The sequence below is a fragment of the Bacillus alkalicellulosilyticus genome (assembly GCF_002019795.1).
Classification (GTDB): domain Bacteria; phylum Bacillota; class Bacilli; order Bacillales; family Bacillaceae_F; genus Bacillus_AO; species Bacillus_AO alkalicellulosilyticum.
Genome location: NZ_KV917381.1, coordinates 4,185,729 through 4,202,384, shown reverse-complemented (window position 1 = coordinate 4,202,384; position 16,656 = coordinate 4,185,729). Strand labels below are relative to the sequence as shown.

Annotated in this window: 19 protein-coding genes; 17 read left to right on the top strand and 2 right to left on the bottom strand. The window is 33.7% G+C overall.

Annotated elements, in window-relative coordinates; all coding sequences use genetic code 11:
* Window positions 1–39 precede the first annotated feature (39 nt).
* The 16 genes from BK585_RS21030 (at window position 40) to BK585_RS20960 (ending at window position 13,205) form a co-directional block, all read left to right on the top strand.
* Window positions 40–1,401, top strand: a complete 1,362-nt coding sequence (locus BK585_RS21030) for a hypothetical protein (RefSeq protein WP_078556019.1) — start codon at window positions 40–42, stop codon at window positions 1,399–1,401.
* A gap of 42 nt (window positions 1,402–1,443) precedes the next feature.
* Window positions 1,444–2,718, top strand: a complete 1,275-nt coding sequence (locus BK585_RS21025) for a glycosyltransferase (protein WP_078556017.1) — start codon at window positions 1,444–1,446, stop codon at window positions 2,716–2,718.
* A 39-nt stretch (window positions 2,719–2,757) separates the two neighbouring features.
* A complete protein-coding gene (locus tag BK585_RS21020) occupies window positions 2,758–3,618 on the top strand; it encodes a glycosyltransferase family 2 protein (protein ID WP_078556016.1) in 861 nt (286 codons plus the stop codon).
* Window positions 3,619–3,650: 32 nt separating this feature from the next.
* Entirely contained in the window at window positions 3,651–4,970 is a 1,320-nt protein-coding gene (locus tag BK585_RS21015) for a nucleotide sugar dehydrogenase (protein ID WP_078556014.1), read from the top strand.
* A gap of 83 nt (window positions 4,971–5,053) precedes the next feature.
* A complete protein-coding gene (locus BK585_RS21010; protein WP_078556011.1) occupies window positions 5,054–6,478 on the top strand; it encodes a lipopolysaccharide biosynthesis protein in 1,425 nt (474 codons plus the stop codon).
* 121 nt (window positions 6,479–6,599) lie between these two features.
* Window positions 6,600–6,905, top strand: coding sequence for a hypothetical protein (locus BK585_RS21005; protein WP_212567937.1), 306 nt, complete (start codon window positions 6,600–6,602; stop codon window positions 6,903–6,905).
* A 237-nt stretch (window positions 6,906–7,142) separates the two neighbouring features.
* Window positions 7,143–7,637, top strand: a complete 495-nt coding sequence (locus BK585_RS21000) for a hypothetical protein (protein WP_078556009.1) — start codon at window positions 7,143–7,145, stop codon at window positions 7,635–7,637.
* A 55-nt stretch (window positions 7,638–7,692) separates the two neighbouring features.
* Window positions 7,693–8,046, top strand: a complete 354-nt coding sequence (locus BK585_RS20995) for a sugar phosphate nucleotidyltransferase (RefSeq protein ID WP_212567936.1) — start codon at window positions 7,693–7,695, stop codon at window positions 8,044–8,046.
* Window positions 8,009–8,218, top strand: a complete 210-nt coding sequence (locus tag BK585_RS24315) for a hypothetical protein (protein WP_212567935.1) — start codon at window positions 8,009–8,011, stop codon at window positions 8,216–8,218. Before BK585_RS20995 ends, BK585_RS24315 begins: the two co-directional genes overlap by 38 nt.
* Window positions 8,219–8,679: 461 nt before the next feature.
* The gene (locus tag BK585_RS20990) at window positions 8,680–9,048 is read left to right on the top strand and encodes a zinc ribbon domain-containing protein (protein WP_078556007.1); all 369 of its coding nucleotides are present in this window, start codon (window positions 8,680–8,682) and stop codon (window positions 9,046–9,048) included.
* Between the two features lie 627 nt (window positions 9,049–9,675).
* On the top strand, window positions 9,676–10,119 hold the full coding sequence (locus tag BK585_RS20985; RefSeq protein ID WP_078556005.1) for a hypothetical protein: 444 nt from the start codon (window positions 9,676–9,678) through the stop codon (window positions 10,117–10,119).
* 298 nt (window positions 10,120–10,417) lie between these two features.
* A complete protein-coding gene (locus tag BK585_RS20980) occupies window positions 10,418–10,912 on the top strand; it encodes a hypothetical protein (protein ID WP_078556003.1) in 495 nt (164 codons plus the stop codon).
* A gap of 412 nt (window positions 10,913–11,324) precedes the next feature.
* The gene (locus tag BK585_RS20975) at window positions 11,325–11,717 is read left to right on the top strand and encodes a T7SS effector LXG polymorphic toxin (RefSeq protein WP_170885668.1); all 393 of its coding nucleotides are present in this window, start codon (window positions 11,325–11,327) and stop codon (window positions 11,715–11,717) included.
* A gap of 72 nt (window positions 11,718–11,789) precedes the next feature.
* Window positions 11,790–12,104, top strand: coding sequence for a hypothetical protein (locus BK585_RS20970; RefSeq protein ID WP_078555999.1), 315 nt, complete (start codon window positions 11,790–11,792; stop codon window positions 12,102–12,104).
* 103 nt (window positions 12,105–12,207) lie between these two features.
* Window positions 12,208–12,798, top strand: a complete 591-nt coding sequence (locus BK585_RS20965; protein WP_078555997.1) for a hypothetical protein — start codon at window positions 12,208–12,210, stop codon at window positions 12,796–12,798.
* A 17-nt stretch (window positions 12,799–12,815) separates the two neighbouring features.
* Window positions 12,816–13,205 carry a hypothetical protein gene (locus tag BK585_RS20960; protein ID WP_078555995.1) on the top strand — a complete coding sequence of 130 codons (390 nt, stop codon included), beginning with the start codon at window positions 12,816–12,818 and terminating at the stop codon, window positions 13,203–13,205.
* Window positions 13,206–13,328: 123 nt separating this feature from the next.
* On the opposite strand, the gene BK585_RS20955 is transcribed toward BK585_RS20960, so the two are convergent.
* Window positions 13,329–14,330, bottom strand: coding sequence for a hypothetical protein (locus tag BK585_RS20955; protein ID WP_078555993.1), 1,002 nt, complete (start codon window positions 14,328–14,330; stop codon window positions 13,329–13,331).
* 146 nt (window positions 14,331–14,476) lie between these two features.
* Between BK585_RS20955 and BK585_RS20950 the strand changes: the two genes are divergently transcribed.
* The gene (locus BK585_RS20950) at window positions 14,477–15,016 is read left to right on the top strand and encodes a hypothetical protein (RefSeq protein ID WP_078555991.1); all 540 of its coding nucleotides are present in this window, start codon (window positions 14,477–14,479) and stop codon (window positions 15,014–15,016) included.
* Between the two features lie 265 nt (window positions 15,017–15,281).
* Here BK585_RS20950 and BK585_RS20945 read toward each other — a convergent pair whose 3' ends face one another.
* Window positions 15,282–16,499 (bottom strand): MFS transporter, encoded by a 1,218-nt coding sequence (locus tag BK585_RS20945; RefSeq protein ID WP_078555989.1) that lies wholly within the window; start codon window positions 16,497–16,499, stop codon window positions 15,282–15,284.
* Window positions 16,500–16,656 lie beyond the last annotated feature (157 nt).

Sequence of the window (16,656 nt, the reverse complement as noted above, 5' to 3'; positions counted from 1 at the left end):
TATATTTTGTTGGCTATTTAACTGAAATTAGGTGGAAAAATGAATACACAGAATTTATATAATAATTCTGGTAAGATACAAACAAATTCAACATCAAAAAAAATTGTATTGTTATTTCCGTTATTGCTTTTTACATTTTACTTCATTGGAATAATGGTATTATACGTTCTTGGACCATGGGATTGGCCGACTCATCGTCCAGTTCAATTTTATAGCTTACTGTTTTTATATCATCTAGCATTTGGACTTGGTTATTTAATAGCAATTAGTAAAAAAACTATTCCAAATAAAACAATTAAACGTGAATCGGTAATGCGCTTCTTAAGCATTATGATTTATTTAAATCTGATTTACGTTATTTTTAATTTTATGCATACATTAGGAGTTAACGCGTTTTCGCTTAGTTTTCTTTTTGATTCTTTTATGAGTGGGATTTCCAATCCGGCCGAACAATATCAGAGTAAGTTTCAAACTGAGAGATTTGGGGGTTCCTACTTCACTTATACATCTGTGCTATTAGCCCCTTTTTTTTGGTCAGTCTTTCCATTAGGATTTTATTATTTTAAGAAACTATCATTTCTCAAAAAAATGGTAGTTTTAATGAGTGTTTTTATAGAATTATCAAGGTGGATTGGGACAGGTACTAGTAAAGGTATTTTTGACATAATTATTATATTAGTTGTCATAATTCTGATAGTTTTTTTAAGGAAAAATTATAATAGTAGTGGAAAGAAAAAAATATTTGGTTCAAAGTCTAAATTCGTGGTTGTTATTACTATATTGGCTATTATTGGCATTTTGGCTTTCACAAATAATGTAGGAAGTAGAGTAGATCAAAATTGGCAGAATTACAGTATATCAAATGGTAATGTATATATAAATCATGATTCTGTTTTAATGAAAATATGTCCAGACGCCTTTAAGCCAGGGTTAATCTATCTAACCTCATATTTGACACAGGGTTACTACGGTTTTTCAATTTCTCTAAAACTGGAGTTTGTACCTTTATTTGGTCTTGGGAATTCAATGTTTCTAATGGAGAACTTTAACAAAGTAAGTGGCTCAGATTTATATGAAGAGACTTACCAAACAAGAATGGCGTTATATGGATGGGATCCTTATGTTAACTGGCATAGTATATATGTATGGTTTGCGAATGATGTTCACCACATTGGAGTAATATTTGTAATGTTCCTAATTGGTGGATTATTGGGCTTAGTATATAGAGATGTAATATTCAATGAAAATCCAATGGCGATAGTACTGTTATGTTTGTTATTCATACTTTTACTTTATACTCCAGCAAATAACCAAGTGCTATCATATCCAACGACGTTTGTAGCCTTTTGGGTACTATTAGTTTACTGGACATTAAGAAAAAAATACAAAATAGTTTTTTAGTTTTATTTGCTTTTTTAAATTCCTAAGTTAGGAAGGATATTAATGAGGTTCGTTTTTTTAGTGGGTAGTTACTACCCATACTTTTCAGCAATTGGAAAATGTATACTGAACATTGTGAAGGAAATTGAAAATGAACACGAGATAATCGTGGTATCAAATATGGATATAGCTAAGTATCCAACAGAAGAACACTATGGCTCACATCGCATAATTAGAGTTAGAACAAGTAGTATGCAAAAAAGAGATGGAATAATAGATAAGCTCGCGAAAAGTAATTCTATACTTCGAAAATATTACCAGTTTAAATTAGTTGCAGAGAGAATTTTAGGGGCAGGTAAAATTGTGACATCAAAAAATAGTCTCCAAGAGGATTTGATTTGTGAATATGTTGATGCAATGACAAGAATCAGGAATATTGATGTTATTATTCCTACATGTTATCCCTTTGAATCTGTGGTTGCAGCTCAAAGATATAAAACTAAATATGCAAGTAAGGCAAAGATTATTCCGTTCCTGTTTGATAAGTTTAGTGACAGTCCTACTCTCCATCGAAACAACTTTAATAAAAAAATTAAATACAAGAGGCACCTTCGATTAGAGGAGGAAATGATAATGAACTCACATAACGTATTTTATGTGGATTCTTGGATAAATCATATGTCTAAAGTCTTTGCAAAGTATAATAATAAGTTAATTCATATTGAGCATCCATTACTAATTAATTATTCTAACGGGAATGATACTGTTAACATTAATAATAATTATAAATCTGTGAATTTGATATATACTGGTGTGTTGGACAGGATGGTTCGACCACCAGATTTAGTTCTTCAAGCACTCTCTAAAGCAGTAGATGTAGATAACAAAATAAAGGTGAATTTTTATATATTAGGAAATTGTGTAAAAACGGTCGAATCTTATACAAAACAACATCCGAGTAATATCTTTAATCACGGGCATGTAGATAGTGAGGAAGCACTAAAGTATATTAATAAAAGTGATATTTTATTATCTATAGGAAATACAGATGTAAGTTTAATACCAAGTAAAATATTTGAATATATGTCATGTGGAAAACCAATTATTCATTTCTATACATCTGAAGATGATAGAGTTATTGATATGTTAAAGAAGTATGAGCTTGCGTTGTGCTTGAAGCAAATGAAAAATCCGAATGAAGAATATGTAAATGAGATGATCTCTTTTGTGAGAAAAAATGTAGGAGTAAACATTAGCTTTAATGATGTGAGAGGAAAATTCTTTGAGGCTACTCCAAAGTTTATTGCAAAGAAATTAACGGATAGTGTTAATCCTTAATTCCATTTTGAAAAAATATTTCAGGGAGAAGGAGAATTCATGGAAGTCAGTATAATTGTTCCATTCTATAATAATGTAGATTGGTTATACGAAGCAATAAATAGTATAGAAGAAAAAGAGGATTTACATTTTGAAATCTTAATTATAGATGATGGTTCAAAAGAAAAGATAGACATTAAAAGTATGTCTAAGCATAAGGACAGAATTAGGTATTTGAGACAACCTAATCAAGGACCCGGAAAGGCTAGAAATTATGGTATTGATGAAGCAAGGGGAGAATATATTGCTTTTTTAGATTCTGATGATTTATATACGAAAGACAAGCTCTTGATACAATTAGAATTTATGCGGAAGAGTCAACTAGAATGGTCACATACTTCTTATATGAAATTTTACCCAGATCGCGAAGATGACCTTGTGAATAATGAAAACTTTTATGGTGATATATTTCCTAAATGTTTTGCCTTCAATCCAATTGCTACACCTACTGTGATGGTTAGAAGAACTGCGCTAGAGAACCCTAAAAAACGTTTTTCGGAGAAAATGCGTTATGGACAGGATGGTTTTTTATGGTGTCAACTAGCTTCTTTCTATCAAGTTGGTATTATAAAAGAACCATTATCGAAAGTTAGAATGCGTGGTGGAAATGCAACAATGAAGGCAAAGAATCATTTATATGTAAAGTCCAATATGTACAAATATATACTTGAAGAAAAAAAATATTTCGGCGGTAGTAAAATACCACTTTTTATTAAAATTATATTTTATTTATCTCACGTAAGTTATACCATCGTGGACGGCATTCTTGCAAAAGTTATAAAGAATCAAGGTCTTGAATATATTTCTAGACTTTTATATGCGCCACAATACCTCATGCTGAAGTTGTATTCTAAGTTTTAAATGAATGTTTTTTAAGAAAAGAGGTTGAATAGATGAGCATTTATGAAAGAATAGTTAACAAAGAGGAAAAAATTTCTGTTGTTGGATTAGGCTATGTAGGAATGCCGTTAGCTGTTGCTTTTTCAAAGAAAGTGGATGTGATAGGTTTTGACCTAAGTAAAAGAAAGATCGAGTTATACTTATCAGGAATCGACCCTACGAATGAGGTTGGAAATGATGTCATTTGTGATACGAATGTAGAATTTACATCGAATGAAGAGAAACTAAAAGATGCAAAATTTCATATAGTTGCTGTTCCTACACCTATCAATTCTGATAAAACGCCAGATCTTACTCCTGTAGAAGGTGCAAGCACAATAATAGGTCGTAACTTAACTAGAGGCTCTATTGTTATATACGAATCTACGGTTTACCCGGGTGTAACAGAGGATATATGTATTCCTATATTGGAGAGGGAGTCAGGACTTAAATGTGGTGAAGACTTTAAAGTTGGCTATTCTCCCGAACGTATTAATCCGGGTGATAAGGTTCATCGACTTGAAAATATAAAAAAAATTGTATCGGGTATAGATGAAGAAACGCTCGAAGAAGTAGCTAGGGTTTATGAAATTGTTATTGAAGTAGGTGTCCATAGAGCAGGTTCCATCAAAGTAGCAGAAGCTGCAAAGGTTGTAGAAAACAGCCAGCGAGATATTAACATTGCTTTTATGAACGAGCTCGCAATGGTGTTTGACCGTATGGGAATTGACACTAAGGAAGTTCTAGATGCAATGAGTACAAAGTGGAATGCACTCCCATTTACTCCTGGTTTAGTTGGTGGCCACTGTATTGGAGTAGATCCCTATTATTTTCTATATGAGGCTGAAAGATTAGGCTACCATAGTCAAATTATTCTTTCTGGAAGAAAAATAAATGATGGTATGGGTAAATTCGTTACGGACGTCATTATAAAAAAACTTATTCACGCAAATAAAGTAGTGAAGCAATCTAAAGTAGTGATATTAGGACTAACATTTAAAGAGAATACTCCTGATGTTAGAAATTCAAAAGTGGTCGATATTATATCACATTTAAATGATTATGGTATTAAACCAATTGTTGTAGACCCAATAGCAAACGTAGATGATGCGATGCATGAATATGGCATTGAGATTACGGATATTTCTGAGGTGAACGACGCAGATTGCATAGTAGTAGCAGTTGCACATGACCTAATTAAAAACTCTATCATTAGTAAGTTGGACAACTTGTTTGGAACGTCTTTTCCAAATGAAAAAGTACTTATTGATGTTAAAAGTATCTTAGATAAAGATGATATGGAGAAAAAAGGATATGTCTATTGGAGACTATAATAGAATTAACAAAGAATCTCTTTACGTTAGTGATCTTTTTTCAACTTGGGGATCAAGAATAAAGTAATGGTGAGGAATTGACTATGAATAACAAAGCGATAAAATTTATTAGGAATTTTTCCTACACGCTAGGGACTAACTTTATATCGCTAGTCATTTCTACCTTAGTCGTTTTAATTATACCTAAGCTTTTTGGTGTAGAAGAATATGGTTATTGGCAGTTATATATTTTCTATTCTTTATATGTTGGGTTCTTACATTTTGGTTGGAGCGATGGGATTTATTTAAGATATGGGGGAGAAGATTATAAGACGCTTGATAAGCGTTTGTTCTTCTCCCAATTTACCATGATGATAATAATGCAACTTATAATTGCAGTTGTAATGTCTATTTATGCTATTATTTATATTGAAGACAGTAATAAAGGGTTCATTGTTTTAATGGTGGCAATTAATTTAGTGATTATGAATGTGTTATCTATGCTCATACTGATACTGCAAGCTACCAATAGAATTAAAGAATATGCACTCATTACAATGATTAGTAGATTTTTTTATGTGCTTCTCATCATTCTATTTTTGTTAATAGGCGTACGTGAATATGAATTAATAATAATCGCTGATTTATCGGGAAAATTAATTGCTTTGATGTTTGCTATCTATTGTTGTAGAGACTTTACCTTTCAAAAAATGTCCAATTTCTTTTTCAGTTTCTATGAAACAATCAATAACATACAAGTTGGAGTAAAACTTATGTTTGCAAATATATCCAGCATGCTTGTTATTGGTGTAGTTAGATTTGGCATTGAAAGGTCTTGGGATGTTGCCACTTTTGGTAAAGTATCTTTATTATTAAGTATATCAAATATGGTTATGCTTTTTATCAATGCAGTAGGTATTGTATTATTTCCCATTTTAAGAAGAACCGAAAAAAACAAGTTATCTGAAATATATATCACAATTAGAGTTTTATTAATGGTTTTTTTAATGGGTTTTATGTTTGCTTACTTCCCATTGAAAACAGGTTTGGTATATTGGCTACCAAATTATTCAGACGCATTAATGTATCTTGCGTTAATATTCCCTATTATTATCTTTGAGGGGAAGATGGCATTATTAGTAAACACTTACTTAAAAACTTTTAGAAAGGAAAACACAATTCTAAAGTATAATGTGATTGTACTTATTTTAAGTATTATTACAACTATTGTTACAACGGTATATATTAGAGATTTAAACATGGCTATTGCTTCAATTATAGTTTTATTAGCGATTCGAAGTTTTATAGCAGAGTGGTTTTTAATAAGTGTACTTAATATATCTATATTAAGGGATAGTTTGCTTGAGATTTGCGTAACATCCAGCTTTATTATAGTTGCAATAACATTAGGTTCTAATATGTTAATAGCAAGTAGCATCTATTTATTGACTTACTTAGTGTATTTACTTATAAAGAGAAGAGACTTGATAATTTCAATAAAACGTATCAGATTATTATTAACAAACTAAGAAAAAGCATGAGCGAGCGCTTACCAACCAAATTAGAAGGAGCAGTTGATATAGTTAATCATAGAGAATAATCCTGTATCCCATACGCTACGTTTAAGCTTAAAAAGAAAAAAAGAAGAAGTTGAATACTAGATACGTTATTAAGTTAGCAATATTTGATATCTTAGAACACACACCACCAGGCAAAGGTGGAGAAATCCAACTTACCGATGCCCTGCTGGAACTTGCCCAAAAAGAAGCAATTTATGCTTATAATTTTGAATATAGACGCTATGATGTAGGTGACAAGCAAGGGTTCCTACAAGCAACCGTAGAGTATGCCCTAGCAAGAGAAGATTTAAGAGAAGAGTTTTTACAGTATTTAGTCAAAACTGTTGAGAAAGAAGTTGTAGGAGATGTGATGAAAGAGGTAGCTGCTACTAAGTAGTAAACCTATTGTGTAAATAGCCCCGCCAAACTAGAGTATCTGGTTTGGCGGGGCTATTTTTGTTGTGGGTGATTCGGGTGGTGCCTAATTGGGTGGTGCCTGGCACGACCCGATTAGTTTATATGGCTTCGTTTTTCATTGTTTCGAGTGGTGAAAAGCATCAAGAAAAGTGTATTTTTTTATTATTATCTACTAATGATATAATGAATTATTAAATTAGAATTATTTGGAGGAACTATGCTTACATTTGAACAAAAACTTGCGATTATCGAGTCTTTTCCGGAATTAGAACGGCACGATGTATCACTAAATCGTGTTAATTTTCATTATGTGGGAGGAGACAGTGATAAAAAGAATGTCGTATACCACTTGCATCCAAACGGAAATGGGTTTGTTTATGCTGCAGCACTTAAAGTGCCAAATAAAGACCCTAAAGGGATGGTTAATATCCGTGATTTTTCAGAAGAAGAATTACGTTCGATCGTTAAGCGCTCAATTGAATCTCTGCAACCAAATGCAGTTCGTGAACTAGAGGAAACTCTTCAAGATATTGATGAAGTCTGGATGGACAATGAGGGGCATAAGCTAACTGTTGTTCATGAAGATGACATGTGGAACGTCAATGCAGGAGAACAACTAGATGGAACGTTTCTTTCGTATAATGAAGCGAAGCAATATTTACTTGAAGAAGGATTTAAGCCAAAGCGAAAATTTGATAAGCAAACGAATTAGTGAGTTATAGGAGTTCTGATGCGCCCAGGATTTTTAGGGCGTACTTTTTTTATTTATGCTTGGGGATGACATCGTTGAAAACGATAAGCCATGTCTTGAACAAATGATGGAAATGTATGAACGATACAATACGACAATTCTAGGAGTGCAAGAAGTACCTCAAGATGAAGTTCATAAGTACGGAATCGCTAGTGGAACGTTCATTGACGATAGAGTCTATAAAGTAAGTGATTTAGTAGAAAAGCCATCTCTCGAAGAAGCACCGTCTAATCTAGCCATCATGGGAAGATACGTCATTAACCCAGCTATCTTTGATATTCTAGAACATACACAACCAGGAAGGCGGAGAAATTCAACTTACAGATGTCTTGATGGAACTTGCCCAAAAAGAAGTCATTTATGCTTATAATTATGAAGGTAAGCGTTATGGTGTAGGTGACAAGCAAGGGTTCCTACAAGCAACCGTAGAGTATGCCCTAGCAAGAGAAGATTTAAGAGAAGAGTTCTTGAAGGATTTAGTCAAGACAGTTGAGAAAGAAGTTGTAGGAGATGTGATAGAAGAGGTAGCTGCTACTAAGTAGTGGTCCTTAATTTTTTAATGTTAACAGCCCCGCCAAACTAGGAAATCTGGTTTGGCGGGGCTGTTTTTGTTGGGGGGATTCGGGTGGTGCCTGGCACGACCCGAGTGAAAGCGTGGTGAGTGGTGGCGAAGTAGTGGATTTAGCATGGAACTATGAGGCGAGAAATATGCTTCCAACTTATTGTTTAAAGAAAATATTTGTTTCAACAAAATTAATCAAATATATTAGAAAAAATTTGATGAATATGTATTTTATTACATAATAATTGTATTATTTACATAGTGCGTTATAACTATATGTTCAACTTTGTTTTTTCTTATAACATACCTCTTTTATCTAGAAGTTTACCTTTTGAACTTTTATATAAAATGCTAGGTGTTTTAGAAAAATAAATATTCAAAATAGAGTTGTGTGGGAATTAGTTTTTTTATTTTACTTAACACAAGGAGGTTTTTGTATTTATGTTTTGTTCAAAATGTGGAACTAAAATAGAGGATAATAGTAATTTTTGCATATCTTGTGGCTCGAAGGTGGTTAGCAATATTGATAGTCAAAATGAGATTGCTATTACAGTTCATCAAATGAATAACAGAAATGTAGAATCACAGGGTCAGGAGGAAAAAGGTAGTGGTGGGATATTTGTGGTATTGGGTTGGATATTCTTTTCTATTTCTTTGTTATTTTTCCCTATTATCTTTGGTCCGGCTGCGAGTATCATGGGTGTTCTAGCCAGAAAAAAAGAAAAAACGCAAGGTACAGTTCTAATTGTAATGGGTATCGTTGGAATGATTGTTGGAATGATACTTGGAATTCTAGTAAATGTATTATAATTCCATGTATTAATTAATCCAGAGATTTACCAACGTTAAGTGAGTACGAAGAAAGAAGAAATAATACTGAAAAGAGGATCTCTCTGGGATATGAAGGTGAAAATGTTATTCAATTTCTCGAATTAAAAATAGTAGAAGACGAATTTGAAGTGATAATCAGTGCTGAACTTGGGCCTGTAACTACTGACAATCAGCTCGTTTACGAGGATGAAAGGAAAAGGAATATTGTCGAATATTTAATAGGACGAAATAATTGCGTATTTTAAATGTTAATAAACAGATATATGCTAAACATAACAACCAAACTATTATTTGCATTTGTAAAGACGCTAATAATGTAATTGATAAAGTATTTAAGCAATGGCATGCGAGAAAAAGTCGTAGGAAAAGTGTTGAAAGAGCTAGCTTTTACTAAAAAGGGGTCGTACTATGAACAACACCCCCGTCAAACTAGGTAATCTGGTTTGACGGGGTTATTGTGGTACTAATACGGGTGAGTCTGCACTCTTAAAAATATGGACCCAGAAAGCCAATAACAATAAATATATTTACCATGAATTAGTTATTGTACAAAAAAACTCCATGCTAATACATTTAACAAAAGACATTTTCATAGGAGATGAATAAATGCTTGGAAGACTGAAATCAACAAAGCCATTATCAATTATTGGACTTATTTTATTAGGGATAGGTGGCTATTTATTTGCAAATAAAATATCTTTGTTAATATTATTCGTTTTTAATACATGGGTACTTGAATATTATGATTCAAGGTTAAGTTTAGTTTTTAATTTTATTTTGGGTGCCTATGGTTGGGAAGGGCATATCGGACTCATTTTATATATTACTACCCTATTTTACTTATATAAGAAGCGTGAAGTAATTAATAGTACAAATTCCATTTTAAACGTATTTGTTGGGTTGTTAACACTAATTGGATTACTAATCCTATTGCATAGTTTTTACTATTTTTTAACATGGGGAGGTCATATATTTCCAATATATAGTTCATGGTACAGTCTAATATTATTCGTTGGTGGTTTTCTATATCTATACAAAAAACGAAGCTAGAAAGAATCAAAAGTATCGGAAATATGAATAATGTGAGGTGGGAATATCGGACGTCCATAAAAACAATCAAATGTGAGTTCTACAATGGTTAGGAACGTTTATTATAATAGGGATAACAATTGATACCTTTATTTTTCCATAAGTCTGGGGATTTGGTGCACCAAATCCTCAAAAAAACTTTTCACTAGCAATTTTACTGTTTATGTTATTAGGTTTTGTTGTCACAGTGTTAGTCTCTGTAGTAGCAATCGTCACTAGATTATAAGAAAATTACGCTTCTCAAAAGTGAATTCATCAATTGTCCGATTTATATAAGCTTCTGTATTTAACTCTTATGCTAGAAAGAATCAATAGAATCTGCACCAGTAGAAGCCAAACGCAACATTACTCTTCACTAATTAACAGTAATAGTGATTTATTACTTGATGAGACAATAGCTGGTTCATTTGCTGACATACAGGTAGTTTACGCAGACTCTTATTTTGTTAGCCTGTCTGTAGACAATGTGCCTAACGCCTACTCCATTGAGATAGTTTCTTCTAATAAGGTAGCCCTACCGGATTCATTCTTTGTAGTGGAAGAAGAACAAGAAGAGATTGAAGAAGAACATATCGAAAAAGTGCCTTTTAGAAAAAGCAGAGGAAACAGAGTACTTGAGAATGCACCTACCTTATTGGAAGGAAGCATTGTTACAGTAAAAGGAATATTAATGGACACCTACACATATGACAGTGTATCAGCTGGAAGAATAACTGTACCATATATTTGGGCAAGTTCAATTACTCCACAATAACGTAAAGAAGAAGCATGAGACAGTTTTCTCTTGCTTCTTTTTCTTAATGAACTTACGGATTACTAGGTAAATAAGCTGAGTTTCAAAAGAGAGAACACAACTTGAACAATTTATTTTTCAAACTGTTCACAAACAGAATGAAACCATGTAGGGATGTTTATTGCTTCATAAAGTCATTATTCCGTTAATTCCTTCCATTATAATCTCTCTATCATTTTCACTATTATCAGTTAAGGCAAGGTCACTATAATACAAACATTACTAGCGCGAAACAAAACAATCTATATTCACACCACACAAACTGTGGTGAGAGGTTTATTTCTTCTTAACAATGGACGTATTTATTGTAATTTTCAATTCAGTTACTATAAAAACTATTGATTCAACATGAATCGAAGGAGGGTAGATGGGAATGAATCATAGAGTAAAACTAAAGGAAGTTACTCATTTTGCGGATCAATTACATAATGAAACGATGAAGGCTCTAGATGGTATAGTTGCGGTGCGTTCGAGTATTAAGCAAATCGTACAGATGGAGACATTCCAAGGTGAAGCAGCGGATAAATCCAAAACGTACTTTCTAGAACTACACGATGCAATCTTGCAAGAATTTGAAGAGTTATTCACTTCCTTAAAACGTACGCTAGATAACCATATCGAATCCTTTCAAGCGAATGTTGATTCTACCGACTCCGCTATCATTGAAAGCTACTATTTAAAAGAGAAAATCACGACAATCGAAGACGATTTTGATAACCTATCTCAAGTTTCTGAAAAAATCAATACCATTATCCAAAGTGTATAAGATATCTCAAGCGCTACAGCCCCCAGATTAACTAATGTTATGCGCGCCCTTGATGACCTCATAGAAGTACCAATGAAATTGGATAAGAAAATATCTGGTTTCACAACTAGTGGAAAAACCGAGATTGGTATTAACAATAGTATCATTTTTGAACTTGAGTCATTAATAGGTAAGATAGAAGCCAAGAGAGGAACAAGTAAAAAGAACATAGAGTGGTTTGAGAAAGGGTTAGAGTTAGTTTATACGAATGGTTTCTTACTCGAAAGAAGAGCAAACAATGCAGGGAAAATAGGAGATTTATCACTAATTAAGAACTTTATGAATCTATCAAACTCCGCTTTGTATCAAACCTCACCCTATGATATGCTTTTAAAAAAAGTTGGATAACGACTTCGATAACGTTGCCTGATTGCCACCAGATGAGTGAAACCTATATTATGCTGAATGGACAAAACATGCAATACAATCGGTAAGAGTCATTGACGAGTATATGGAATATGGCGGTATTTATCATGTGGTTGCGAATGGAAGAATCATCCGTGAGTATTTTGAAAATGGAACTCAAAAATTTGCAGTAGTAGACCATATTCCCGAGGAACGGATTGGCGGAAGTAGAGAATTAGACAGCGCACTTGAAGGAACATCTATATGGTTTGTAGATTACTTAAGTCCAGGAAATGCTATTAAAAATACGGGTAAAAAAATAGGGGAAATTGCACTTAGTGGATTTAATAAGGGTACGGGTAAAAGCCCTTCAGGTTTTGCAGATCGTGGTAAACTAGAAGGACATTTTGATAAGCATGGGAAGGAATTTGACGGATTATATAAAAATGCCGACGAGTATCTTGAAGGTGCAAAAGAGGTTATTAGTAATGGCATAAAGGTCAAGTATGAATATAAAGGTGAAATTAGGACAGGATATGTCAAGTTTCTGGGAAATAATAAAAATGGTAAAGCAAAGTTTGAATTTGTAGGTACTAATAATAATGGTGATATTACGACCTACCACATTCAGAGTGGCAAAAAGATTTGGAAGACCATTAATGGTGGAAATATTCCAGTGATTAATCCAGCAGAGTAGGAAGTGAGGATTTATATATGGTATATACCGCTCTTGTTAAAAGGCTAGACCCACAAATTGAGGAAGAAGTGATAATTGAGATCGAGGGTATTGAATTTACAGGATTTGCTTTTATTTGTCCTTATAAAATTGAAGTAGGAAAAAGTTACCCTGTATCAATAGGGTTTACTATCTTAAATGAGTTAATGATTCGTGAAATCCAGGGAGAGAAGAAAGAAATTGAACGTATTGGTTTAGGTTATGAGTATTATATAAGAGGTTTGTTACATGAGGATAATATTGATGCAGGATTAGTTTTTACTGATGACGATGAGTATTTGTCTGATTATCCTGAATTGATGGATAAATATATTGAAATAAAAGTTGACAGAATAAGTATAGAATTTTTAAGGGAAACTACTGATTAAAAGGAGAAGAAATTTAGTTTCATAAAGTATTAATACTCTCAACAGTCATATAGCTAGCTGTAAAGCACTTGGCACGACCTGAAACATGAAAAAAGCTGAGTATGAATTCATACTCAGCTTTTTTTAGTGAATCATGGACTCAATCATTTTCACAATGTCTTCTTGCATTACGTTTCGACCATCTGAAAGGACGGGGTCATATGAAATACGATACGTCCAATCGTCTTGTTCAAAAAAGACTTGCATGGATGACTCGTAGGTACGAAAGACAACTTCAGTGTCTCCAACGGATACCGTTTCTGTATCTTCAAAAATGGAATAATTAGGAGGCTGTGGCCCATACTCCGTAAATTCTGTGATAATCAAATAGTTGGTTTCCGTTAAAGGGATGGTATAGCGAAGTCTCATGCCGGTTGAAAAATTGACCGGGCTATATTCTCGTTCAACGTGAATGCTTTGAATAAACGCTTCTTTAGGCAAGTATGTAGGAAGAACGGATGAAGAGAAACGTTCGAATACAGAATCCATTTCCCCTTGCGTTGGTATTTGCTCAAGGAATAACGTAGCTAAATCCGCTTCGTTCTCGGGAACTCGATTCGAAAATCGGTAAGAACGTCCTTCTTTGCCCCAAATCACGTCACCCGCGTAATAATAAGCACCCGTTCCTTCTATAGGTTTGGAAATCGAATCGTTCGCATTTTTTTCAAACCACTCAGTACCATCTTGAACGGAAATACTATAATGATCGACTCGCTCGTCGCCTGAATACGCATAAGAAATCAAATGAAATCTTTTTTCAGGATGAGTCGATGAAGCTGGATCTGCGAAGTCATTTAAAGTAATCTCGCTATGTTGTAACGTGTAGGCACTAGGTGAGACAAGATAAGAAGATTGGTAAAACGAGAGCAAATCTGAAAAACGGTCATCTAAATCAATTAGTTTCTCTTCAAACTCTACCATCCTCACATCGTCTTCGGAAGAGGAATCACCACTAGATTCCGACTCAGGTTGAGCATCATTCGATTCGATATCGACAGGGGCCGTAGTACCTTCCTCTGTTGACGAACAAGCTGTCACACCAATTAATGAAACCACCAACATCAAAAATAGTAAACTTCTAACCATTTTATCACTCCTATAAAAAATACAAAAAAACCAAAAGTTTCTAATTATAGGATAAACTAAGGGGAGGAAAAAAGAAAGGAATAAGACAATGGGAACTCATCAAATGAAACCATTTTGTTTTAGAGTTGAAATGGAGGTTATTTTTAATGACAAATAATGTCTTAGGAGAATTTATGAGAGAGGTAACAAAGAAAGTGCATTATGGATGTTATCTATCTTTAACTGTATTGTTATTAGCTGCATGCGGTGATAACGACCAGCAATTACTTAATGAAGTTGATGAAACAGTTGAAGTTGAGCTATCAGATGCTCACAGTGAGTATCCTGCTTCAGAAATGTTATTTGAAACTCTTACTTTTGAGGTTAAAGAGGGTGAGGATTCAAGAGGAACATTTAAAGTAGATTTAATTAATATGTATGTGGAGTCCGAGTTAACTAACGACATTCAAGTAGATATATTGGAATACTTCCCCGATTTTTATATGAATGGTGATATACCGGATAGTAAAACATCGTCTCCTCTGAACCCAGCATTTATAATTAATATAATCGATCCTAGTTTTGAAGAAAGACTATTTGCAGGAATTGGTAAAGTGATACACATGAATGAAGATGAGTATGCCTATAGTGTGGAACTTATCGATACTGATGTTAGCTTCGATGAAGGTAGAGATTCTAGTAAGTAGTTTGGTGTACTATTATGTACTTTTGCCTTCCTAATTGGTAGGGGATTATTAGCTTTGATTTATAGTAGACAATTACTGTTCAGCAAGGAAAACCTAAAAAGCTCGGACGTAACTAGCTAAAACATCTGCAATGGCTTCACTGGCCACAAAGTCCGTTGCGAGAAATCCACTCACAACGGGATTTTATAATAATGTGGCGGTTTCGCTTATTGCTTAGAGGGTGGGATAAAAGTCCCTTTGTTCAACCCTCTTTCCTGAAGGTAAATTAATAGTTAGACTTGTAACTTCTAAATGTATGTCCTCTCCACAAAATGAAAATAGCAATTATTAATCCAACAATAGAAAAGGAAAGTATGACTAATTGAATATCAAATCCTCTAGAAACGAGTAACGTTACACTTGCATAGGCAAGAGGATCAAACCCGTTCATGGCTAAAAAGACAATACTCATAACCCTCCCCATAATACGAGGATCAGTATCTTCTTGTGCTGAAGTGAAGAAAGGGATAGAAACAAATGTCATGGTAAAACCAATTAAAAACGCTAACGCCGTCAAGATATATAAATTAGGAATTTGACTAAAAGCTATAGCTACTAGTAATGTTGCAAGTAAGCCTGCAATCGATGTTAATCCCCTACGACGTATTTTGATTATACCGATTATTGCTGTGCTTATTAGCATCCCAACCCCTAAAGCAGCGTCAATGTAACTAAGGTTAATGGGTGTGCCTCCATAAGTTTCCACTAAAATGGGGATTGCAATGGATATCGCTCCAAAGGCAAAAAAGTTTAATGTAATTAAAATTAGGATACCTGTCATTAAAAATCTACTTGCTTTTACATAGGAAAGACCTTCTATGAGGTCTTTAAATGGTGTTTGTTTAAATGTGTTGACTACAGGACCTTCCTTTATGAAAGGTGGAAACATAAAAAAGGCAGACAACAAAACAATAATAGATGAGACTAAATAACCTGCTGTTACGCCACCGAATTCCATGATACTCCCAGAGATAATAGGTCCAATAACAAAGCCAATCTGCCCCAACCCCTGAATAATAGCATTTGCTTGTTTTATTTGGTTTTTTTGTACGATTTTCGGAATTAATGATGTTCCTGCTGGTCCGGAAAATGCATCTAATGTTCCAAAAATGGATCCCAAAATGACCAGGTACAGAAATGATAATTGATCTGCGTTATGCAATAAAAAGATGATAACTAGCAGAACTCCTTGGATTGAACTCGTACTGAACATGATTGTCGTCTTCTTAAATTTATCAGCAAGAACTCCTCCAAATGCCATCATGAGAATACGTGGCACAGTAATGGCGATAAGAATAATCCCCAATGAACTAGCAGAATTTAAATCAGAAATGACATACCAAGTGGTTGTCATGAAAAACATACTAAATCCTATTAGCGCCAAAAAGCTCCCAAAAAACAAAAATATAAAAGTGCGATTCCGGAATAATGATTGTTGTTCCATAGATAACCATCCTCTCAAACTTAGTATAGAACCAATCATAAATTGTGACGTAATGTCGTAAGCAAACATTTTCCGCAAAAATAGGTAATTCGCAAATTTACAATAGTAAAACGGTTAACACAAGTGTATTGATTGTGACCTTACGTAACAGATTATA